The sequence below is a fragment of the Acidiferrimicrobium sp. IK genome (assembly GCF_025499425.1).
In the GTDB taxonomy this organism is placed as follows: Bacteria; Actinomycetota; Acidimicrobiia; order Acidimicrobiales; family Palsa-688; genus Acidiferrimicrobium.
This window is the reverse complement of record NZ_JAIMCB010000002.1, coordinates 200,936-221,552: the sequence shown is the minus strand read 5'-3', so window position 1 is coordinate 221,552 and position 20,617 is coordinate 200,936. Positions and strand designations below refer to the sequence as shown.

Genomic DNA, 20,617 nt, shown 5'->3' with positions numbered 1-20,617 from the left:
CGGCCGGCTGCCCCGGTCAGGCGGTGAAGTCGAGCATGACCTTCACGTCGCCGGGCTGGCGTTCGTACGCGTCGCGCCAGCTGGCCAGCGGCACCCGGCGGGTGACGAGGCGGGCCAGCCAGTCCTTGTCGGCGCCGGCGAGAGCCTCGGCGCCGGCCTCGTAGTGACGGCGGTTGGCGTTGACCGAGCCGAACACCACGTCGTTTTCCAGCACCAGCCGGCGGTTGAGGGTCCCCGCGTCGACGGGGATGTCCCGCCCCCCCGACGAGACGCCGGTCAGGCAGACGATGCCGTTGGCGCCGGCGGCCTCCATCACGTCGAAGATCAGCTGGCCGACGCCGGTGCACTCGATGGCGACGTCCGGCTCGATGCCCATGCCGCTGATCGGGCCGTGATGGTAGGTGGCGCCGAGCGCCTCTACGAGCTCCGGCTTGAGCCCGTCGGTCACCTGGTCGACGACGTGCACCTCGAGGTCGCGCTGGCGGGCGAGCAGCGCGGCGAGGAGGCCTATCGGCCCGGCGCCGGTGACCAGCACCGTGGTGGGCTTCCACTCGGCCCGCCGGCCGATGCGCTCGATGTGGTCCCACGCCTTGGCGACGACGGTGGTCGGCTCGAGCAGGACGCCGAGGTCGCCGAGGGAGCTGTCCACCTTCACCACGAAGTCAGGGGTGATGCGGTACCGCTCCCGCGCGTACCCGTGGTGCTCCTTGATGCCCCACTCGGTGTAGCGGCCGTTGCGGCACATGTCCCACTCGCCGATGGCGCAGTTGGGACAGGGCACCGGGTCGGGACGACGGACGATGGCCACCACCATGTCGCCGGCCGCCAGGCCGCAGCCGTCTGGGGCCTCGACGACCTCGCCGATCGACTCGTGGCCGATCGCCAGGCGGGTCTCGCCGGGAGGGGCCCACCCGTAGTCACCCCCGATGATCTCCAGGTCGGTGCCGCACACACCGACGCCGTGGGTCCGGACCAGCACCGGCCCGTCCGACTCGGGTGGTTCGGGGAGGTCGGTGAGGTCCACCGAGGAGGACTGCAACGGGACGACGGTGACAGCGCGCATGGCCTGCACCGTACGCGCGTTGGGCTGGTGCTGCGCCGGCCTCGGGGATGGGGGATGATGGTGGCATGGCCGCGTTGACCCGTGGTTGCCTGCTCGTCGCCAACCCGCTCCTCTCCGACGCCAACTTCGACCGCACCGTGGTGCTGCTTTTGGCCCGCGACGCCGACGGGGCGATCGGGGTGGTCCTCAACCGTCCGAGCCCGACGGGCCTCGACGAGGTGCTGCCCGAGTGGGAGACGCTGGCCAACAGCCCGCCGGTGCTGTTCGTCGGTGGTCCGGTGAATCAAGAAGCGGTCATCTGCGTAGCCCGGATCGACGGCGGGGTGCCGGCCGGCGCGTCCAGCGACGGCGAAGGGTGGAGCCCGGTCACCGGCGATCTGGGGACCTTGGACTTGGACCTGGACCCCGACAGCGTGGCCGAGGGGCTCCAGGACGTGCGGATGTTCGCGGGCTACGCCGGATGGGGTCCAGGCCAGCTGGAGAGCGAACTCGCCGCCGAGGCGTGGTGGGTCGTCGCCGCCGACCGCGACGACCCGTTCGCGCCGCACCCCGAGCGGCTCTGGACCGATGTGCTGCGCCGCCAGCGCGGCCCGCTGCAAGTGGTGTCCTCCTACCCCGACGACCCGACCGCCAACTGATCAGGTCCCGCCGGGCCGGGCCGCCGCCCGGCGAGGGCCGCCGGGGCGGTCATAGGCTCGCCGCATGTCACCCCACGAGGTGCTCAATCAGCCACCGCCGCTCGAAGGCTACGACGTGTTCGAATCCGACCCTGTGCTCCCCGCCGGAGTGGCGCGCGACGGAGCCGGATGGGCGGCCGATCAGCTCCGGGCGTTGGGGGTCAAAGCGGGGTCCGCCGAGGCCATTTCGTGGGGTTTCGAAGCCAACACCTACCCGCCGGTGCTGCGGACCCACGACCGCTACGGGCATCGCGTCGATCAGGTCGACTACCACCCGAGCTACCACCGGCTGATGGAGACCGCGGTCACCGCCGGCCTGCACGCCGCCCCTTGGTCGGAGCGCCGCCCGGGCGCTCACGTGGCCCGGGCCGCGGGCTTCTACTTGTGGAGCCAGGTGGACGCCGGCCACGGCTGCCCGATCTCCATGACCTACTCGGTGCTTCCCGCGCTCGAGGCGGCCCCGGCGCTGGCCGCGGAGTGGCGGCCGCTTTTGACCTCCCGGGTGTATGACCCCGCCTCCGCCCCGGCCCCCACCAAGCGGGGTGCGCTGGCCGGGATGGGGATGACCGAGAAGCAGGGCGGGTCCGACGTCCGGGCCAACACGACCTACGCGGAGCCCTCCGGCAGTCACGGCTCGCACCACCTCACCGGCCACAAGTGGTTCTGCTCCGCTCCGATGTCGGACCTGTGGCTGATGCTGGCCCGCTCGCCGGGCGGCCTGTCGTGCTTCCTCGTGCCCCGGTGGGCGCCCGACGGGACCCGCAACGCCGTGATCCTGCAGCGGCTGAAGGACAAGCTGGGCAACAAGTCCAACGCGTCCAGCGAGATCGAGCTGGAGGGCGCCGCCGCGTACCTGGTGGGGGAGGAGGGGCGAGGGGTGGCGACCATCATCGAGATGGTCAGCCACACCAGGTTGGACTGCGTCATCGGGGCCGCTTCGGGGATGCGCCAGGCGGTCGCCCAAGCCGTGCACCACGCGGCCCACCGCCGGGCGTTCGGTAAGGAACTGATCGACCAGCCGCTGATGCAGGTGGTGTTGGCCGACCTGGCGGTCGAGTCCGAGGCGGCCACCACTTTGATGCTCCGCTTGGCCCGGGCCTACGACCAGGCCGGCTCCGACGAGCACGAGCGGGCGTTCCGCCGGCTGGGGACCGCGATCGCCAAGTACTGGGTCTGCAAGCGGCAGCCGCCGCTGGTGGCCGAGGCGCTCGAGTGCCTGGGCGGCAACGGTTACGTGGAGGAGTCGATCCTGCCCCGCCTGTTCCGGGAGAGCCCGCTCAACGGGATCTGGGAGGGTTCCGGCAACGTCATCTGCCTGGACGTGTTGCGGGCGATGAGCCGGGAGCCCCGAGCCCTCGAGGCGTACATGGACGAGGTCCGCATGGCCGGCGGCGCGGACGCCCGTTTCGATGCCGCCGTCGCTGGGCTGGAGCGCGAGCTGGCCGACCTGTCCGACGCCGAGGCCCGGGCCAGGCGCATCGTTGAGCGCATGGCCCTGGTCCTCCAGGGGGCGCTGCTGGTCCGCTACGGCCACCCCGCCGTCGCCGACGCCTTCTGCGCCAGCCGCCTCGGCGCCGACGCGCTGGGCAGCGACTGGGGCCGGGCGTTTGGCACCCTGCCCCCCGGGCTGGACACCCCGACGATCGTGGAGCGGGCCCGGCCGAAGCTGCCCTGACCCGCCCCGGCGATCGGCGAACGGCGCCCCGACGGTCGGGGCGGTCAGCCGAGCCGGGTCAGGTTGACCTTGACCTGGAGGTCACCGGTCGGTCCGCCGTGGAACACACCCTTGAGCGGGGCGACGTCCCCGTAGTCCCGGCCGCGGGCGACTAGAACGTGACGTTCCCCGATCGGCCAGCCGATGGTCGGGTCGACGGCGTGCCAGTCCCCGGTCCAGTACTCGACCCAGGCGTGGCTCTCGCCCTCCATGGTCATGCCGACCCCGGCGTCGGCGTTGGGGTGGAGGTAGCCGGAGCAGTACCGGGCCGGGATGCCCATGGCCCGCAGAGCGGCCAGCGCCAGGTGCGCGAAGTCCTGGCATACCCCGGCGCCTCCCTCCCACGCCTCCACCGCCGACGTGTGCACTCCGGTCGAACCGCTGACATACGACAGCTGGTCGCGCACCCAGGCGACAGCGGCGCGCGCCGCGGTCTCCGGGTCGTTCGCGGCTCGCAGCTCGGCGGCGATCTCGGCGATGCGCTCGTCGGCGGGGACCCACGCGGTGGCGGCCAGCACCTCGGCGTGGTCGTCGCGCAGCAGGGCGTCGTCGAGCTGGGACCAGGTGGCGGCGGTGGACCCCGGCCGGGGCACCGACGTTTCCACCACCGACCGGCCGGTCACGACCAGCTCGCCGTGGGGCTGCTGGATGTCGAAGGCGTGGACGACCGAGCCCCAGTAGTCGAGGTAACGGTAGGGGCGGGTGGATGGCTCGACCTTCACGCTGGCGTCGAGCACCAGCTGCGCGGTGGTGGTCAGCGGCGTGACCCGAGCCTCGTTGTAGGAGGAGTACACCGGCCCGGCGTAACGGTAGCGGGAGGTGTGCTCCGCCCGGATGCGCCAGCTCATCGGCCGGCCATCCTGGCGTCGGGGGACGCGCCGCGCTCCCCGGCGCCGTCGTCCTCGGCCAGCGCGTCGTCTCCGGCGGTCCCGTCCGCGCCCGGTACCGGGTCCTCCTCGGCCGCCAGTGCCGCCAACCTGTCGGCGTCAGAGCCGGCGGCGGCGGGGGCGGGCAGCGCCTCCATCCGGGTCGACCCGTCGGCGGCTGCGACCTCGATGCCCGGACCCTCGCTGACCCACTCCACCGACCTGGTCTGGCGGAAGTAGCGCGCCGCCAGCGCCGCCGACGCGGCCGAGCAGCCGGTCTGCACGTTGCGCAGCTGCCCTCCCAGATCCGAGAGCAGATCCTCGATCCGGCGGAACTCGAGGTTGGTGCGGACCAGGCCGAGGACCCTGCGGGCTTCGTCGGCCATCCCGGCCCGGCCGTAGCGGGGGTCGAGGTCGGCGAGGCACTGCTCCGCGGTCGACACGGCGCAGAAGATCGACCGGGGGAACAACCGGTCGAGCAGCAGGAACTCGGCGGCCAGGATCGGCTCCACCTCGCGGTGGTAGGTGCGCAGGAACGCCTCGTGGGCGGAGCAGGACCGCAGCAGGATCACCCAGTCGACGTCGTCGCCGTCACCGTCGCGGGGATGCAGCCCGGTCGACAGCAGCCGGGCCAGCATGTCGATGCGCTCCAGGCTGCGGCCGATGACGAGGAACCGCCAGGCGTCGTCGCGAGACATGGTGGAGTCGGTGAGGCCGGCCATGATCGCCGCCCGCTCCCTGACGTAGCGGAAGAAGGTGTAAGGCCCGACGCCCCGCCCGATGGCCACCTGGCCGGGAAGGGCGTTGTAGGAGGTGTTGAGCGCCTCCCACATCTCAGAGGAGATGGCCTCCGAGACCCCTCGGGCGTTGGCTCGCGCCGCGGTCAGCGACGAGACGATGGAGCTGGGGTTGGCCTCGTCGAACGCCAGCAGCTCGGTGACCAGCTTGGCGTTGAACAGCCCGTCGGGGGCCGGCGACGCGGCCGGGACGCCCATCGCCGCGAGAAGGTTCCGGCACGCCAGGTCCTCGTCGATCAGGGGACCTTCCAGCAGGTAGTGGACATGGACGTCGAGGATCCGGGCGGTGTCCTCCGCCCGCTCTATGTACCGGCCGATCCAGTACAGGCTCTCCGCGATGCGGCTCAGCACGGCGCCGGCCGCTGTTGCTGCTGCTGCTGCTGTTGTTGCTGCTGCTCGGTTCCCGCGAAGCTCAGCGCCGGGCCCGGGTCCGGGGCGACCTCCCGGCGGCCGGGCTTGGCGGCGCGCGCGGCGCGCACCCGGGGCACCCGCCGGCCGTCGACGGTGACCCAGGTGTCCTTGGAGCCGCCGCCCTGGCTGGAGTTGACGACCATGCCGCCCTCGGGGAGAGCTACTCGGGTCAGGCCGCCGGGCACCACCCACACCGACGTGCCGTCGTTGACCGCGAACGGCCGCAGGTCGAGGTGTCGGGGCGCCAGGCGTCCGCCGACGTCGGTAGGGGCGGTCGACAGCGAAACCGGGCGCTGCGCGATCCACTCGCGAGGGTTGGCGGCGACCGCGGCGCGGGCTGCGTCGAGCTGCGCCTCGGTGGCCTGCGGACCGATGAGGATCCCGTACCCGCCGGAGCCGCTCACCGGCTTGAGCACCAGCTCGTGGAGGTGGCCGAGCACGTGGTGCAGCGCCTCGGGGTCCTCCAGGCGGTAGGTCTCGACGTTGGGGAGGATCGGCTCCTCGGCCAGGTAGTAGCGGATCATGTCCGGCACGTAGGTGTACGCCAGCTTGTCGTCGGCTACCCCGTTGCCGACCGCGTTGGAGATGGCCACGTTGCCCGCCCGGGCCGCGTTGAGGATGCCGGGGCAGCCGACCAGCGAGTCGGGCCGGAAGTGCAACGGGTCGAGGAAGTCGTCGTCGACCCGGCGGTACACCACGTCGACGCGCTGCTCCCCGTCGGTGGTGCGCATGTACACGGTGTCGTTGCGGCACAGCAGGTCCCGGCCCTCGACCAGCTCCACCCCCATCTGGCGGGCCAGGAAGGAGTGCTCGAAGTAGGCCGAGTTGTACACGCCCGGGGTCAGGACCACGACCGTCGGGTCGCTGACACCCGCCGGGGCGGCCGCCCGCAGCGCCTCGAGCAGCCGGGCCGGGTAGGACGCGACCGGCAAGACCCGGTGGCTGGCGAACAGCTCAGGGAAGATCCGGGCCATCATCCGGCGGTTCTCCACCACGTAGGAGATCCCCGACGGGCAACGGATGTTGTCCTCGAGGACGTAGAAGCGCCCGTCCTCGCCGCGCACCACGTCGATGCCGGCGACTTGGATCCGGACCCCGTTGGCCGGCTCCACACCGAACGCCGCCCGATGGAAGTGCACCGACGTGGTGACCAGGCGGTGGGGTACCACCCGGTCGGCGAGGATCTGCCCGGTCCCGTACACGTCCGCGAGGAACGCCTCGAGGGCCCGCACCCGTTGGGCCACGCCCGCCTCGAGGGTCGTCCACTCCGCCTCGGGGATCACTCTCGGCACCAAGTCGAGCGGCCAGGGCCGCTCCTCGCCGGACAGCTGGAAGGTGATGCCACGGTCGTGAAAGCCGCGGTCGCGTGCCGCGGCCCGAGCCTCGAACTCGCTGGCCGACAGCGACGTTAGGGCGTCGTGGAGGACCGCGGCGGCGGGGCGCACAACGCCCGGCGCCTCGAACATCTCGTCCCACGCGGGGGTGCCGAGCGTCCGCGCCGGCGCGTACCCGTCGAATAGGTCTCCCACGGCGGTTCGGTCTACCACCTCCGTGTTTCAGCGACGTTGCTGAACGGTGCGTGAACGCCCGAGCGGGCCGGGACCGCCCCAAACGGACCGGCCGGGGTCAGGACGAGGCGGCCCGGGCCCGGGACTGCTGCGAGCGGTGCCGGCCCCGGTCCGACGCGTCGAGCACCACCTTGCGGATCCGCACGTCGCTCGGGGTGACCTCCACGCACTCGTCCTCGCGGATGAACTCCAGCGCCTGCTCGAGAGACAGCTGCCGGGGCGGGATCAGCGGGATGGTGTGATCCGACGAGGAGGTCCGCATGTTGGTCAGCTTCTTCTCCTTCGTCGGGTTGACGTCCATGTCCTCGGACCGGGCGTTCTCCCCGACGACCATCCCCTCGTAGACCTCGACCCCGGGGCCGACGAACATCGAACCGCGGTCTTGGAGGTTGGTCAGCGCGTACCCGGTGGTGGGCCCCCGCCGGTCGGCGACCATCGAACCGTTGGGCCGGGTACGCAGCTCGCCTTGCCACGGCTCGTAGCCCTCGAAGACGTGGTGCAGCTGCCCGGTCCCGCGGGTCTCGGTCAGGAACTCCGTGCGGAACCCGATCAGGCCCCGCGACGGCACCAGCCACTCCATCCGGCACCAGCCGGTGGTCCCGTGGTTGACCATCGTCTCCATCCGACCCTTGCGCAGCGACAGCATCTGGGTGACCACCCCGACGTAGTCGTCGGGGACGTCGACCGACACCCGCTCGACGGGCTCGTGGAGGGCCCCGTCGATCTCCCGGGTCAGCACCTGCGGCTTGCCGACGGTGAGCTCGAAACCCTCCCGTCGCATCAGCTCGACGAGGATCGCCAACGCCAGCTCGCCGCGGCCCTGCACCTCCCACGTGTCGGGGCGCTCGGTGGGCAGCACCCGGATCGAGACGTTGCCGATCAGCTCGCGGTCGAGGCGGTCCTTGATGAACCGGGCGGTCAGCTTGGTCCCCGGCGCTTTCCCGTCGACGGCCTTGCCGGCCAGCGGCGACGTGTTGACGCCGAGGGTCATGCCGATCGACGGCTCGTCGATGGTGATGATCGGCAGCTGACGGGGGTCGTCCACGTCGGCCAGGGTGTCGCCGATCATGATCTCGGGGATGCCGGCCACCGCGATGATGTCCCCCGGCCCGGCGCCCTCGGCGGGGGCGTCGACCCGCTCGAGCGCCTCGGTCATGTACAGCTCGGAGAGGCGGACCCGCTCGATGCTGCCGTCGTGGCGGCACCACGCCACCATGTCGCCTTTCTTCACCCGCCCGTTGCGGATCCGGCACAACGCCAGACGCCCGACATAGGGGGAAGCGTCGAGGTTGGTGACCAGCGCCTGGAACGGGTGGCTCTCGTCGTAGGTCGGAGCGGGGATCCGCTCGAGGAGCAGGTCGAAGAGGACCTTCAGGTCCGGCGACGTGTCGACGCTGTCGGGGTCCATCGCCGCCTTGCCGGCCTTGGCGTTGCAGTACACGATCGGGAACTCGATCTGGGTCTCGTCCGCCCCCAGGTCGATGAACAGCTCGTACACCGCGTCGACGACCTCCGCCGGGCGGGCGTCGGGCCGGTCGATCTTGTTGACCACGAGGATGACGGGCAGCTTGGCTTCGAGGGTCTTGCGCAGCACGAAACGGGTCTGGGGCAGCGGGCCCTCCGACGCGTCGACGAGCAGCAAGACGCCGTCCACCATCGTCAGGCCTCGCTCGACCTCACCGCCGAAGTCGGCGTGGCCGGGGGTGTCGATGATGTTGATGGTCAACTCGCCGCGGCGCACCGCGGTGTTCTTGGCCAGGATGGTGATGCCCTTCTCCCGCTCCAGGTCACCGGAGTCCATGACCCGATCGGTCAGCTCCTGGTGGGCGCCGAAGGCCCCGGACTGGCGGAGCATGGCGTCGACGAGGGTGGTCTTGCCGTGGTCGACGTGGGCCACGATGGCCACGTTGCGGAGATCGGCGCGTTGCATGAGGGGCACAGAACGTCCAAGAGGTGGAGAAATGGGGGGCGGTCCGGCCAGAGCCGAACACCCCAGACTACCGCCTGGGCCCGCTCACGAGGGGTTCAGCGGCTGGGGGACAGGAACGCCCGGACCAGCGGCTCGAAATGCTCGAGTGGCTCGCTGCGGTAATCGGCGTCGAAGGCGGTCTGGTCGTACTTGGCGCAGAACTCCTCGGTGTGCTCGAAGTACGGCGAATCCCGGAACGCTTCCCGGGCGTGCTGGTCGAGGCCGATGTGCTGCCAGAAGTAGTACCCCTGGAAGATCCCGTGGTGCTCGACCATCCAGTGATTGGCCTCGGACACGAACGGCTTGACGATCGCCGCGCCGATCGCCGGGTGGTTGAACGGCGACAGCGTGTCGCCGATGTCGTGGAGCAACGCGCACAGCACGTACTCGTCGTCGCGTCCGTCGCGCTGTGCCCGGGTGGCGGTCTGAAGCGAGTGCTCCAAGCGGTCGACCGGGAAGCCACCGTGATCGGTCTTCAAGTACCGCAGCTGCTCGAGCACGTGGTCGGGGACCAGGCTCTGGGTGACGTTGAGCTGCGGCGCGATGATCGCCCAGTCCTCCTTCGTCGACTCCTCGAAGGTCTTGAAAGACGTCCGGGCGGCGATGTGGTGAGGTGTGGTCGCGGTCACAGCGTCACTCTACGACCGGCGCCGCCACCGCCGCCGGGCGCGCCCGGCCCCGTCGCTTTGGTGGCGGTGGTCCTCCATGCGTTTGCGGATCAGCTCCCGGCGGGCCTGCAGATCCCGGTAGGTGAGCGCGTCGACGTCGGTGCCGACCCCGAGCCCGGCTCGCACCGCGTCCATGTCGACGGGATTGGCGCGGGGGTCCACCCCGATGTCGGCGGCGATGCGAGCGCCGTAACGGGCGGTGAAGTAGGTGGCGATCTGCGTGACCTCGCCGAAGAGATCGACGTCGGGGGCCAACGTGGCGAGCGCCCCGTCCAAAAACAGCAGGTCCTTGACGAACAGCATGAGGACCTTCGGGAACCGGGCGCCGTAGGCGAGCAGCTGCTTGGTCAGGTCGCGGACCTGGCTGAGCAGCTCGTCCGGGGACATGGCGCCGACGTCTTGGGGCGGCCGGTCCAAGCCGAAGTCCTTCACCACCGCGTCGAGGTCGGTGTCGGGAGGCAACGCGCCGAGATCCCGGAGCGCCTCCAGCTGCATCCTCGGGTTGTTGATCGAGCCGCCCATCAGCATCCGCAGGAACGCCAGGCGGCGGCTCTCGTCGAGGCGACCGGTGATCCCGTAGTCGAGGAGCGCCACCCGGCCGTCCCGGCGCACGAACAGGTTGCCGCCGTGCAGGTCCCCGTGGAACACCCCGAAGAGCACCGCGCCCTCCAAGAACGCGATCATCAGCGCCCGGACCACGGCCTGCGTGTCGATACCCGCGGCCTGCATCCCAGCGACGTCGTCCCACGAGAACCCGTCGAGGCGTTCCATCACGAGCAGGCGCCGGGTCACCAGCTCCGGGTGGGGTCGGGGCACGACGAGCGACCGCTGCCCGGTGGTGGCCAGGACATTGGCCACGTCGAGCATGTTGTCGGCTTCCAGCCGGAAGTCCAGCTCCTCGACGATGGTCTCCGCGAACAGCTCCACCAGCGCGGGCGGGTTGGCCAGCGCGGAGACGGGGATCCGACCGATCAGCGCCGGCGCGATCCAGCTCATCGCCGCCAGGTCGCGCCGGACCGTGGACGCCACCGTCGGGCGCTGCACCTTGACCACGACGTCCTCCCCGGTGACCAGGGTCGCGGCGTGGACCTGAGCGATCGACGCCGCGGCCAGCGGCTGGGGATCGAACCGGGAGAACACCGCCTCGATGGGCCGGCCCAGCTCCTCCTCGACGAGGGTGCGCACGTCTTCGAAGCTCTCTGCGGGCACCCGGTCTCTGAGCAGCTTGAACTGGTCGACCAGCTCCGCGGGGAAGAGCCCCTCGCCCGACGACAGGATCTGGCCGAGCTTGATGTAGGTCGGCCCCAGGCGCTCGAACGCGACCCGCAGCCGGCGCGACAGCCCGGCGCGCGACAGGGACGGGTCGCCCCGTCGGCGGCTCTGGCGCCGCTCGACGACGTACCAGCCGGCCAGCGCCGTGCCGAGCGACCATCCGACCCGCACCACCCGCCCGCCCGGGGGCAGCCGCCGGCGGCGGATCAGCTCCGGCACCTGACGAGACGTCCCGTCGCGGAGGGCCTGGGTGCCGGCCCGCCACCCGAGGTGATGGACGTCGAGCACCCACGGGCCGTCGTCGCTGAACGCCCCGTCCGCCAGGTCGGCCGGCCCGTCGGAGACCGCGGCGGGAGCGTCCGGCTCGTGGGCGGATGTCATGAAGGCGGCTCGCGCATCGTGCCTCGGACGCTACCTGCCTACGTCGCTCTAGTCACCCGGCGACCAGGCCGGCGCAGCCTCTAGCATCCCGGCCATGGGTGATCGATTGGAGCAGGGCGCCGAGGCGCCGGCGTTCTCGCTGGCCGACCAGTCCGGTGCCCCCGTGGAGCTGGCCGGGTTCAAGGGCCGCAAGGTGCTGGTGTACTTCTACCCGAAGGCGGACACCCCCGGCTGCACCACCCAGGCGTGCGGCCTGCGCGACATCCTCGGGGCCATCGGCGACACCGCGGTGGTCGGGGTCAGCCCGGACCTGCCCGCCAAGCTGGCCCGCTTCGACGAGAAGTACTCCCTCGGTTTCCCCCTGCTCTCCGACCCGGACCACGCGGTGGCGGAGTCCTACGGCGTCTGGGTCGAAAAGAGCATGTACGGAAAGAAGTACATGGGCGTCGAGCGCTCGGCGTTCCTCGTCGACGAGAAGGGCGCCCTCGAGCAGGTCTGGTACAAGATCAGCCCGAAGGACACCCCGGTAAAGCTTCTCGCCGCGCTGGGCTGAACCCGTCCTGGCGGGTGGTGCCGTGGATCCGCCGCCTTGCGTTACTACACTTGGCAAAATGCGCGGCTCGGAGTCGGTGGGCGGCGGAGCCCCCTTGGCGCTGAGAGGAGCTATCGCCGAGTCACCCGTCGCTCTCGGCGAGCGCCCCCGGCAGTGGCTGGAACGGCTCCCGGAGGCCCCGTGGGGCTCCCGATGGGACGTCCGCATCGTCGCCGCCCTCACCGTGCTGGCGGCGGTCCTGCGGGTGCCCAACCTGGGCCGCAGCTACTGGGTCGACGAGGGCATCAGCATCGGCATCGCCAGCCACCCCATCGGGCAGATCCCCGGGTTGCTGCGCCGGGACGGGTCACCGCCGCTGTTCTACTACCTCCTGCACTACTGGCTGCAGTGGTTCGGCTCGTCCCCGGTGGCGACCCACACCCTGGCGCTGGTCATCTCCCTAGGCGTCGTCTTCGCGGCCTGGTGGGCGGGACGCACCCTCTTTGGACGCGCCGCTGGCCTGGCCGCGGCCGGCCTGGCCGCGACCAGCCCCTTTCTCAACTGGTACGGCACCGAAACCAGGATGTACACGCTTGTCTGCGGGCTCGGGTGCGTAGCCGTCGCTTTCGTGGTGCGGGCGCTGCGCTACCGCCGCCTGGTCGACGCGGCCGGTGCGGTCGTCACCTACAGCGCGTTGCTCTACACCCACAACTGGTCCCTTTACCTGTTCGCGGTCACCGTCGGCGTGCTGCTCGTGCGGGCCCTGCGTGACGGGGACCGGGCGCTGCTGAGGGCGGTGATGCTCGGAGCCGGCGCCGTCTTCGTGCTGTACCTGCCCTGGCTGCCCAGCTTCTTGGTGCAGGCCCGCACCACTGCCGCTCCGTGGGCGGTGCCGCCGGGAGTGGGCGACTTCTTCGCCGACCCGGCCTCGATGCTCGGCGGCACGCTCGGCTTCGTCGTCGCTCCGCTGCTGGCGTTCGGTGCGTGGTGGACCAGGTCAGAGCGGCAGGCCCGGACCGTCGCCGGCGGGGAGCAGCTCGCCGGCGGGGACGGTGTCGGGCTGCTGGCGGTCATCGGCATCGCCGCCTTGGCGCTGGGCTGGCTGGGCGCCTACATCGACCCGTCCTGGACGGTGCGCTACCTCGGCGTCGTGTTCGGGCCGCTCATCCTCGCCGCCGCCGGCGCCCTGGCCACCACCTCCCGGGGGCGGGCGGTGATCGGCACGGTCTGCGCCCTCTGCGCCGGCTGGAGCCTGATCGGCTCGCTGCTGCCGAACCCCTCCGCCCACTACGCCAAGAGCAACGTGGCGGCCGTCGCAGGCGCCGCGGCCCCCGATCTGCGTCCCGGCGACGTCATCGTCGTCGCCCAGACCGAGCAGCTCGCGGTGGTCCGCCACTACCTCGGGCCTGACTACACCTACGTCACCCCGACCGGGCCAGTGGCCGACCCGACGGTGGTCAACTGGACCGACCTGGTGCACCGCCTGGAGGCCGCCAACGTGTGCCAGACCGTCCTGCCGACGGTCGCCGCGCTGCCCCCCGGCGCCGCCATCCTCGAGGTCAACCCGGTGAAGGCCATCGGTGCCTCCGGTTCGACGTGGTCGCGCGCCGCCAACGGCAAGGTGGAGGCGGTCGACCGGCTCCTCGCCGGGCAGTCGTCGCTGATCCCCACCCGCAGCTACGCGGAGGCGACGGTCCCGCGGCCGTTCAGCGCGGTGGTCGGCGAGCTGTTCGTCAAGCAGGCCGGCCAGATGTCTTGCATATGATCCTGTGACCGCCCCGGCAGCGGGCCTCCGGTCCCGCTGGGCGTCGCTCGACGCGCGCACCGCCGGTGTCGGAGCGCTCGCCGGCGCTGTCGTGGTGGCTGGGCTCCTGCTCGGCTGGCGTGGCGTCGACCTGCCCGCACAGCTTTACCGGGTCGGTCTGTTCCGCCGGCAGGGCTTCGCGCTGTGGGACAGCCAGTGGTTCGGGGGGCACTGGCTGCTCGACTACAGCGTCTTGTTCCCGGCGGTGGCCGCGTCGATAGGCGTCGGCCTGGTAACGGTCCTCGCCGCGGTGACCGCGACGCTGGCATTCGACCGGCTCGTGGTCTGGGAGCTCGGGAACCGGGCCCGGGCGGCGTCGGTCGTGTTCGCGCTGGGCGTCGCGGTGCAAAGCTCGATCGGGCAGCTGACCTTCCTCGCCGGGGAGGCCGCCGGCCTGTGGTGTCTGGTGGCTTTGGCCCGGCGGCGCTGGACGCTTGCCGCGGGGGGCGCCGCCCTGGCGACTCTTGCCAGTCCTCTGGCCGGGGCGTTCGTCGCGTTGGCCGTGGCGGCGGTCTGGGTCGCCAACAGCGGGCTGGCCAAACGGTGGCCTCCGGCGCCCCGAGAGGCGGCGGGTAGGTGGCCGTGGTTGCGGCGGGCGGTGCTGCCCGCCGGGGGCGGAAAGGTGGCTGGCGGCTACCTGGCGGTCCTGGCCGCGGCCGCGGTGCCCGTCGGGGTGACGTCACTGCTGTTCCCGGGGCAGGGACCGATGCCGTATCCCTTCACCGACTACCTGTGGGAATGCGTCGTCGCCGCCGCCGTCTGGACTGCGGTGCCCAGGGACCAGGCGGCACTGCGCGCCGGCGCCGTCCTTTTCGTCGTCGCCGCCACGTTGAGCGAGGTGATCGCGACGCCCCTCGGCGGGAACATCGGCCGCCTCGAGGACCTAGTCGCTTTCCCCCTCGTCGTGGCCGGCCTGTGGCCCCGCACGGCCCCCTCGACGCCGCCGTCGCCGGTCGCATCCTCCGAGTCGGCGCCGCCGGCGGTATCGCAGCACCCCCGACGCACCGCCCCGTCGTCCCGGCCCGCGTGGCTGCCCGTAGCCGGGGCGCTTATGGGCCGCCGGCGGGTCGTGTTGGCGGTCCTCGCCGTCCCGCTGCTGTTGTCGCAGTGGGCGCCGGCGTGGGCGGCCATGACCAGCAACCCGGGCCGCCCGTGGACCCACGCGGCCTACTACCAGCCGCTTTCGAGCTACCTATCGCATCGGCCCGGGCCTCCAGGGCGAACCGAGGTCGTCCCCACCGCCGACCACTGGGAGACTGCCTACGTCGCCCCATCGGTCCCGCTGGCCAGGGGCTGGGAACGCCAGCTCGACGTCGCCGACAACCCGATCTTCTACACGCCCGGCGCCCTCACCGCCAGCTCCTATCGGGCGTGGCTGCTCGACAACGGCGTGCGGTGGGTGGCCCTCTCCTCCGCCCCCCTGGACGCCGCCGGTACCGCCGAGGCTGCGCTGGTCGAGCGCGGAGTGCCCGGCCTCCGGCCGGTGTGGCACCGCGGCGGCTGGAGCGTCTACCAGGTCCTCGGCAGCGCCGGGATCGTCGGGGCCGGCGGACGCCTGGTGCACCTCGACGGCAGCCGTCTGTCGGTCGCGGTGACCGCGCCCGGGCCGGTGGTCGTCCGGGTCCGCTGGAGCCCGGCGTGGCAGGTCGAGGCCGGAGCGGCGACGCTCAGCGAGGCGCCCGGACGCTGGTTGCTCCTCGACGCCGCCTCGCCAGGGCTCGTCGAGCTTCGCCTGCACCTGCTCTGACGGCGCTCGCGGCGCTCGGTTTCTCGCGGGCGCGCCGCTTGGGGCCTGGGGTGCTCGGCGGGGTGGCGGCGTTCGGGGTTCTTGGCGTCCGGGGGCCGGGGCGTCCGGGGGCCGGGGCGTTCGGGGGGCCGGGGCGATGCAAACCGCGACACACCTGGCGGCGGGAGGCCAGGTATGTCGCGGATCGCAGGGGTTGGGACGGATTACCCGCGACACACGGCGGCGATCGGCCGGAAGGTGTGTCGCGGCTTTCATCGGGACGCCCGGGCGGGCAGCAGGCGGCTCAGCCCGAGCAATGCGCAGGTCGGTCCTGTCCGAGCGCCGGGCCGCCGGGGTCTCGGCCCGGATCCGTCCTACGGCTTTCGCCACCACGCCCCCGTCCAGTCCACAGCCTGGATCGGGGCGTCGATGCCGGCGTCAGCCCGGTAGTCACTCACCGCGTCTCGGCAGGCCTCGATCCCGCCGTAGTCGTCGACGATGACGAAACCGCCTGGCGAGACCTTCGGTTCGAGGCTGGCTAGAGCGTCGATCGTCGATTCGTACAGGTCGCCGTCGAGGCGCAACACGGCGATCGGCCCCAACTCGTGGCTCAGCGCCGGCAGAGTGTCGCGAAACCAGCCCGGCACGAAGCGAACCCGATCATCGAGAAGCCCGTAACGAGCGAAGTTGGCCTTCACTTCCTCGAGCCCGACGGCCAGCTGCGAGTAGGTGTGCAGCTTCATCGGGACGTCTTGGGGGTACCGGACGGCATCGGGTTCGGGTAGCCCCTCGAACGAGTCGCACGCCCACACTCTCCGGTCGGGGTCGCCGAGAGCGGCCAGGATGGCCCGCAGGTAGATGCTGGTTCCACCTCGCCACACGCCCGTCTCGACCAGGTCGCCGGGGACCCCGTCGGCCAGCGCTCGGCTGGTGCAGTCGAGGACGTTGGCCAGGCGGGCCAGGCCGATCATGGTCTCGGCGTGGGGCGGCCAATCGTTGCCGACTGATCTGGCCTGGCGGGTGGCGCCGGGAGCGACGACCCGCCAGCCTCTGGCCCGCAGCATCGACCGCAACCCGACCGGCTCGCCGCCAGGCCAGGTTGCCAGGTCGACGTTGCGGACCTCCTCGTCGATGAAGAGATCCCGGGTGAGGCACCCGGCGAGCAGCTCCAAGTAGCGGGCGGCGGGCTCAGGGATCGGCGGGCGCATTCATGCAGTATCGCGGTGCGCCGGGCGGCGAAGCACCATCTCGCGGGTCGGCGGCCGGCGGCGGGTCTAATGAGCTCCTGGAGCTACGGGAGGCTGCCGGTCCTCGAAGAGCTGGGCTGTCAGATGGAGGGAACGAACACCAGGCTGCCGTTGTGGCCACCGAAGCCGAAGGAGTTGGACATCGCCGGGGCCGGATCCCACTGCCGGGCTTCGCCGGTCACCACGTCGATCGACATCTCCGGATCGAGCTGCGTCAGCCCGGCGGTCGGCGGGATGACCCGGTGCTTGTAGGTCAGCGCCAAGGCGACCGCCTCGAGCGAGCCGGCAGCACCGAGCGAGTGGCCGGTGACCCCCTTGATCGAGGTGACCGCCGGTCCGGGGGTCCCGAACACTTTGCTCAGAGCCTGGGCCTCGGCGGCGTCGTTGAGCGGCGTCGAGGTTCCGTGGGCGTTGACGTGGCTGACCTGGTCGGGTCGCAGACAGGCGTCGAGCAGGGCCTGCTCCAAGCAGGCCACCGCGCCGCACCCGCCGGGGGCGGGCGCGGTCACGTGGTGGGCGTCGGCGGTGCTGGCGGCGCCGGCGATCTCGGCGTATATGTGGGCGCCTCGGGCCTTGGCCCGCTCCAGCTCCTCGAGGACCAGGACCGCGCCGCCTTCGCCGATCACGAAGCCGTCGCGGTGGGCGTCGAAGGGCTTGGACACTCCGCTGGTGGACAGGGCGGTCATGTTCGCGAAGCCAGCGATACCGATCTCGGAGAGGGGCGCCTCGGCGGAGCCTGCCAGCACCACGTCGCAGCGGCCGGTGGCGATGAGCCGGGCTCCGTTGCCCACGCTGTGGGTGCCTGCGGCACACGCGGTCACGGTGGCCTCGCAGGGACCCCTCAGGCCGTAGCGCATCGACACGTCGGCGGCCGCCCGGTTGCCCATCATCATCGGTACGAGGAACGGGCTGACCCGTCGGCTGCCCCTCTCGAGGAGGACCTTGGTCTGGTCCTGGAGAGTATCCAGGCCGCCGACCCCCGTGCCGATGATGACCCCCGCCCGGTCCGGGTCGCCTCGGAGCGCGTCGACGCCTCCGGCGTCGGTCACCGCCTCCTCGGCGGCGACGGCGGCGAACTGGGTGAAGGGATCGACCCGGCGGATCTCCTTCGGCCCGTAGAGCGCAGTGGCGTCGAGGCCCTCCACCCGGCGGATCGTCGTGGTCGGTGCCGGGCCAAGCAGGCCGGCCCAGAACGCCTCGGCGCCGATTCCGCACGACGCCACCACACCGACACCGGTGATGGCGACCCGGCGACCGGGGACTGCTCCGGTGCCGTCGGCAGCTCCCTGCAACGCCAGCATCAGAGCTTGGACGTGACGAGCTCGAACGCCTGCTTGACGGTCGTGACGCCCTCGAGCTCCGACTCGTCAACGGTGATGTCGAAGCTCTCTTCGAGGGCCATCACCAACTCGACCAGATCCAGGCTGTCGGCGTCGAGGTCATCGCCGAACTTGGCGTCGAGCACGACCTTCTCCGGCTCGACCTGCAGCACCTCGACTGCGCACTGCTTGAACTTGTCGAAGGCCTCGTCGTTGTCCATGGTCTGCTCCGTCTGTGTGTGGCTGTGTGTGGCTGGGAAGTTGCGAATGTAACGGGTCGGGATAGCGCAGGCGCGTCTCGGGGGGTCAGTGTCCCCATCGCCAGACGGCGGACGCCCAGGTCATGCCCGCGCCGAAACCGGCCAGCAGGACCAGATCGCCGTCGGCCAGGCGCCCCTGCTTGGCCGCCTCGACCAGCGCCAAGGGGATTGACGCCGAGCTGGTGTTGCCCGTGTGGTCGATGACCGACGCGATCTTGTCCTTGTGCAGTCCAAGGCGGTCCGCCACGGCGTCCATGATGCGGATGTTGGCCTGGTGAGGGACGAACAGCGCGATGTCGTCAGCGCTGACCTTCGCCCGCTCCAGGCTGAGCGTGGCAGAGGCGACGGTGGCGCGCACGGCGCGGCGGAACACCTCCTGGCCTTTCATGACCATGCCGGAGCCGTGATCGGCGTAGAGGATCGGGACCAAGCTTCCGTCGACCCCGAGATCCCAGCCGAGCAGGGAGGTCTCCCCGGGGATGGCCTCGACGACCACCGCGCCGGCGCCGTCGCCGAAGAGGAACGCGTTGGTCCGGTCCTCCCAGTTGGTGGCCCGGCTTAGGGTCTCGGCGCCGATGAGCAGCACCCGGTCCAACCCGGCCGCGACCATGCTCGAGGCGGTGACCAGCCCGTAGGTGAAACCCGCGCACGCGGCGTTGATGTCCATCGCCCCTCCGGCGATGCCGAGCGCTGAGGAAACCGCAGCCGACGACGCTGGGATGAGCTGGTCTGGCGTGGTGGTGCAGAGGATGACCAGGCCGACGTCCGACCCCTCTATACCGGACGCGGCCAACGCCTCGCGTCCCGCCGCCACCGCGAGCTGGCCAGTGGTCCCGAGCCCGTCGGGTGGATGGTGCGGCGGGGGATCGGTGATGAAGGGGCCGGTAGCGACCCGCCTGGTGGCGATGCCGCTGCGTTCGCGGATCCACTCATCGGAGGTCTCGAACAGCGTCATGATGTCGGTGTTGGTGACAACCCGGTCGGGTAGAGCGGTGCCCCACCCGGTGATTGCCGCTCCTCTGGTGGTCACGAGGCGCGCAGCCATGCGATGGGCTGTCCGGTCTGGACCCGCTCTCCGGGCTGCGCCAGCATCCCGATGATCTGACCGGCGAAGGGGGAACGCACCTCGTCGGCCCCGACCCGGCCGAGCAGGGTCCCGACCTCCACTGGCGCCGCCTCGACCGCGTCGCTGGCCGGGGCGAAGACCCCCGGTCCGGGACTGATCACCAGGCGCTCAGACACGTAGAGCTGCTCCCCTTGGTGCCCGGCCGCGAACGCGTGCAGCGCGCTGTCGCCGGCGACCGCGTCGACGAGATGGTCTAGGTCGGCGGGCCGTGAGACCGAGACGGTCGTCATACTCGGCAGCGACTGGTTGATCATCGCCGCCAGCGAGCCGCCGGGCCCGATCTCCACGAAGAGCCGCTCGACGGCGCCGCCCCGGTCGTGCAGGCCGCCGAGGCGGACCAGGCTCTGGCGCCAGCGCACCGGGTTGCACAGCTGCGCGGACAGCAGAACCGGCCAGTCGTCGGGATCGGTGTGGGCCCGCCCGTCGACGTTGGTCACGACTGGGATCTCGGCCGGGTGGAACACGGTGGTAGCCAGAGCCTTGCGGAGCCGGTCGCGGGCGGGACTCATGAGCGGCGTGTGGAAGGCCCCTCCTACATCGACGGGGGCCACGGAGCGGGCACCGACGGACAGGGCCAGCTCGCAGGCCCGTTCGAGCGCCTCGAGCTCGCCGGCGATCACCGTCTCGTCGGCGCTGTTGTAGTTGGCCACCCAGACGTCGCCGTCGGCCAGGCGGCAGGCGATGTCCATGGTGTCGGCGTCGGCGCCGCGCACGACCATCATGCTGCCGGTGGTGATGTCGGCGGCGGCCTGCATGGCCTCGCCTCGCTCGGTCACCAGGTGGATGCCGTCCTCAAAGCCCAAGGCGCCAGAGGCGATCAGCGCGGTGTACTCACCGACGCTGTGGCCGGCGACGGTCGTGGGGGCGATCCCGAGCCGTTCGATGGCGTCGAGGACGACCATCGAGAGAGTCACGGTGGCCAGCTGGGCGTTGCGGGTCTCGGTCAGCTCTCTGGCGTCAGCCTCCGTGAGGAGGTGGCCCAGGTCTCGGCCCGAGGCTTCCGACGCGTCGACCACCACGTCCCAGGAGGGATGGTCGGTCCAGGGGCGGCCCATTCCCGGCCGCTGGGATCCTTGACCGGGGAACACGAAGGCAGGCAGGTCGAACTCCTCTCGGTCTCGGCGGCGCCGGGGGAGGGCGTCGCAGGTTGCGTACCCAGATTCTGACCGACGAGCGGCCCTGGAGGTGACAAACCAGTGGGTAACTTCGCCGGGCCG

At 71.5% G+C, this 20,617-nt stretch carries 17 protein-coding genes; 5 read left to right on the top strand and 12 right to left on the bottom strand.

The annotated features are described in order from the left end of the window. Positions 1 to 16: 16 nt before the first annotated feature. A complete protein-coding gene (locus K6U06_RS04485; protein ID WP_262320702.1) occupies positions 17 to 1,063 on the bottom strand; it encodes a glucose 1-dehydrogenase in 1,047 nt (348 codons plus the stop codon). 65 nt (positions 1,064 to 1,128) lie between these two features. Between K6U06_RS04485 and K6U06_RS04480 the strand changes: the two genes are divergently transcribed. Beyond that, positions 1,129 to 1,701 (top strand): YqgE/AlgH family protein, encoded by a 573-nt coding sequence (locus K6U06_RS04480; RefSeq protein WP_262320701.1) that lies wholly within the window; start codon positions 1,129 to 1,131, stop codon positions 1,699 to 1,701. Between the two features lie 64 nt (positions 1,702 to 1,765). Then, entirely contained in the window at positions 1,766 to 3,415 is a 1,650-nt protein-coding gene (locus K6U06_RS04475; RefSeq protein WP_262320700.1) for an isovaleryl-CoA dehydrogenase, read from the top strand. Between the two features lie 44 nt (positions 3,416 to 3,459). On the opposite strand, the gene K6U06_RS04470 is transcribed toward K6U06_RS04475, so the two are convergent. The 6 genes from K6U06_RS04470 to K6U06_RS04445 form a co-directional block, all read right to left on the bottom strand. Further along, a complete protein-coding gene (locus K6U06_RS04470) occupies positions 3,460 to 4,302 on the bottom strand; it encodes a transglutaminase family protein (protein ID WP_262320699.1) in 843 nt (280 codons plus the stop codon). Then, a complete protein-coding gene (locus K6U06_RS04465; RefSeq protein WP_262320698.1) occupies positions 4,299 to 5,468 on the bottom strand; it encodes an alpha-E domain-containing protein in 1,170 nt (389 codons plus the stop codon). The genes K6U06_RS04470 and K6U06_RS04465 overlap by 4 nt, the downstream gene beginning before the upstream one ends. Continuing rightward, positions 5,462 to 7,057 (bottom strand): circularly permuted type 2 ATP-grasp protein, encoded by a 1,596-nt coding sequence (locus K6U06_RS04460; protein ID WP_262320697.1) that lies wholly within the window; start codon positions 7,055 to 7,057, stop codon positions 5,462 to 5,464. The genes K6U06_RS04465 and K6U06_RS04460 overlap by 7 nt, the downstream gene beginning before the upstream one ends. Positions 7,058 to 7,154: 97 nt before the next feature. Next, the gene (gene typA / locus K6U06_RS04455) at positions 7,155 to 9,026 is read right to left on the bottom strand and encodes a translational GTPase TypA (protein ID WP_262320696.1); all 1,872 of its coding nucleotides are present in this window, start codon (positions 9,024 to 9,026) and stop codon (positions 7,155 to 7,157) included. Between the two features lie 95 nt (positions 9,027 to 9,121). After that, entirely contained in the window at positions 9,122 to 9,694 is a 573-nt protein-coding gene (locus tag K6U06_RS04450) for an HD domain-containing protein (protein WP_262320695.1), read from the bottom strand. A 9-nt stretch (positions 9,695 to 9,703) separates the two neighbouring features. Continuing rightward, on the bottom strand, positions 9,704 to 11,386 hold the full coding sequence (locus K6U06_RS04445) for an ABC1 kinase family protein (protein WP_262320694.1): 1,683 nt from the start codon (positions 11,384 to 11,386) through the stop codon (positions 9,704 to 9,706). A 94-nt stretch (positions 11,387 to 11,480) separates the two neighbouring features. On the opposite strand from K6U06_RS04445, the gene bcp reads away from it, so the two are divergent. Genes bcp through K6U06_RS04430 form a run of 3 tightly spaced genes read left to right on the top strand, consistent with a single transcriptional unit; the run spans position 11,481 to position 15,469 of the window. Then, entirely contained in the window at positions 11,481 to 11,939 is a 459-nt protein-coding gene (bcp, locus tag K6U06_RS04440) for a thioredoxin-dependent thiol peroxidase (RefSeq protein ID WP_262320693.1), read from the top strand. 58 nt (positions 11,940 to 11,997) lie between these two features. After that, on the top strand, positions 11,998 to 13,683 hold the full coding sequence (locus K6U06_RS04435; protein WP_262320692.1) for a glycosyltransferase family 39 protein: 1,686 nt from the start codon (positions 11,998 to 12,000) through the stop codon (positions 13,681 to 13,683). 4 nt (positions 13,684 to 13,687) lie between these two features. Next, on the top strand, positions 13,688 to 15,469 hold the full coding sequence (locus K6U06_RS04430) for a hypothetical protein (protein WP_262320691.1): 1,782 nt from the start codon (positions 13,688 to 13,690) through the stop codon (positions 15,467 to 15,469). A gap of 353 nt (positions 15,470 to 15,822) precedes the next feature. Here the strand turns inward: K6U06_RS04430 and K6U06_RS04425 are convergent, their stop codons facing one another. The 5 genes from K6U06_RS04425 to K6U06_RS04405 all read right to left on the bottom strand — a co-directional run bounded on the left by K6U06_RS04425 (position 15,823) and on the right by K6U06_RS04405 (position 20,488). Continuing rightward, positions 15,823 to 16,656 carry a TylF/MycF family methyltransferase gene (locus K6U06_RS04425; RefSeq protein ID WP_262320690.1) on the bottom strand — a complete coding sequence of 278 codons (834 nt, stop codon included), beginning with the start codon at positions 16,654 to 16,656 and terminating at the stop codon, positions 15,823 to 15,825. A gap of 119 nt (positions 16,657 to 16,775) precedes the next feature. Next, entirely contained in the window at positions 16,776 to 17,996 is a 1,221-nt protein-coding gene (locus K6U06_RS04420) for a beta-ketoacyl-[acyl-carrier-protein] synthase family protein (protein ID WP_262320689.1), read from the bottom strand. Next, positions 17,996 to 18,235, bottom strand: a complete 240-nt coding sequence (gene acpP / locus K6U06_RS04415; protein WP_262320688.1) for an acyl carrier protein — start codon at positions 18,233 to 18,235, stop codon at positions 17,996 to 17,998. Before acpP ends, K6U06_RS04420 begins: the two co-directional genes overlap by 1 nt. 85 nt (positions 18,236 to 18,320) lie before the next feature. Beyond that, positions 18,321 to 19,319: a beta-ketoacyl-ACP synthase III gene (locus K6U06_RS04410; RefSeq protein ID WP_262320687.1), complete on the bottom strand. Its 999-nt coding sequence runs from the start codon at positions 19,317 to 19,319 to the stop codon at positions 18,321 to 18,323. Continuing rightward, complete coding sequence (locus K6U06_RS04405) at positions 19,301 to 20,488, bottom strand: acyltransferase domain-containing protein (RefSeq protein ID WP_262320686.1); 1,188 nt, start codon at positions 20,486 to 20,488, stop codon at positions 19,301 to 19,303. The genes K6U06_RS04410 and K6U06_RS04405 overlap by 19 nt, the downstream gene beginning before the upstream one ends. Positions 20,489 to 20,617 lie beyond the last annotated feature (129 nt).

Coding starts and splice junctions, on each gene's coding strand:
- K6U06_RS04485 (WP_262320702.1), bottom strand. CDS start 1,063: ATGCGCGCTGTCACCGTCGTCCCGTTGCAGTCCTCCTCGGTGGACCTC.
- K6U06_RS04480 (WP_262320701.1), top strand. CDS start 1,129: ATGGCCGCGTTGACCCGTGGTTGCCTGCTCGTCGCCAACCCGCTCCTC.
- K6U06_RS04475 (WP_262320700.1), top strand. CDS start 1,766: ATGTCACCCCACGAGGTGCTCAATCAGCCACCGCCGCTCGAAGGCTAC.
- K6U06_RS04470 (WP_262320699.1), bottom strand. CDS start 4,302: ATGAGCTGGCGCATCCGGGCGGAGCACACCTCCCGCTACCGTTACGCC.
- typA (WP_262320696.1), bottom strand. CDS start 9,026: ATGCAACGCGCCGATCTCCGCAACGTGGCCATCGTGGCCCACGTCGAC.
- K6U06_RS04445 (WP_262320694.1), bottom strand. CDS start 11,386: ATGACATCCGCCCACGAGCCGGACGCTCCCGCCGCGGTCTCCGACGGG.
- bcp (WP_262320693.1), top strand. CDS start 11,481: ATGGGTGATCGATTGGAGCAGGGCGCCGAGGCGCCGGCGTTCTCGCTG.
- K6U06_RS04435 (WP_262320692.1), top strand. CDS start 11,998: ATGCGCGGCTCGGAGTCGGTGGGCGGCGGAGCCCCCTTGGCGCTGAGA.
- K6U06_RS04425 (WP_262320690.1), bottom strand. CDS start 16,656: ATGCGCCCGCCGATCCCTGAGCCCGCCGCCCGCTACTTGGAGCTGCTC.
- K6U06_RS04420 (WP_262320689.1), bottom strand. CDS start 17,996: ATGCTGGCGTTGCAGGGAGCTGCCGACGGCACCGGAGCAGTCCCCGGT.
- acpP (WP_262320688.1), bottom strand. CDS start 18,235: ATGGACAACGACGAGGCCTTCGACAAGTTCAAGCAGTGCGCAGTCGAG.
- K6U06_RS04410 (WP_262320687.1), bottom strand. CDS start 19,319: ATGGCTGCGCGCCTCGTGACCACCAGAGGAGCGGCAATCACCGGGTGG.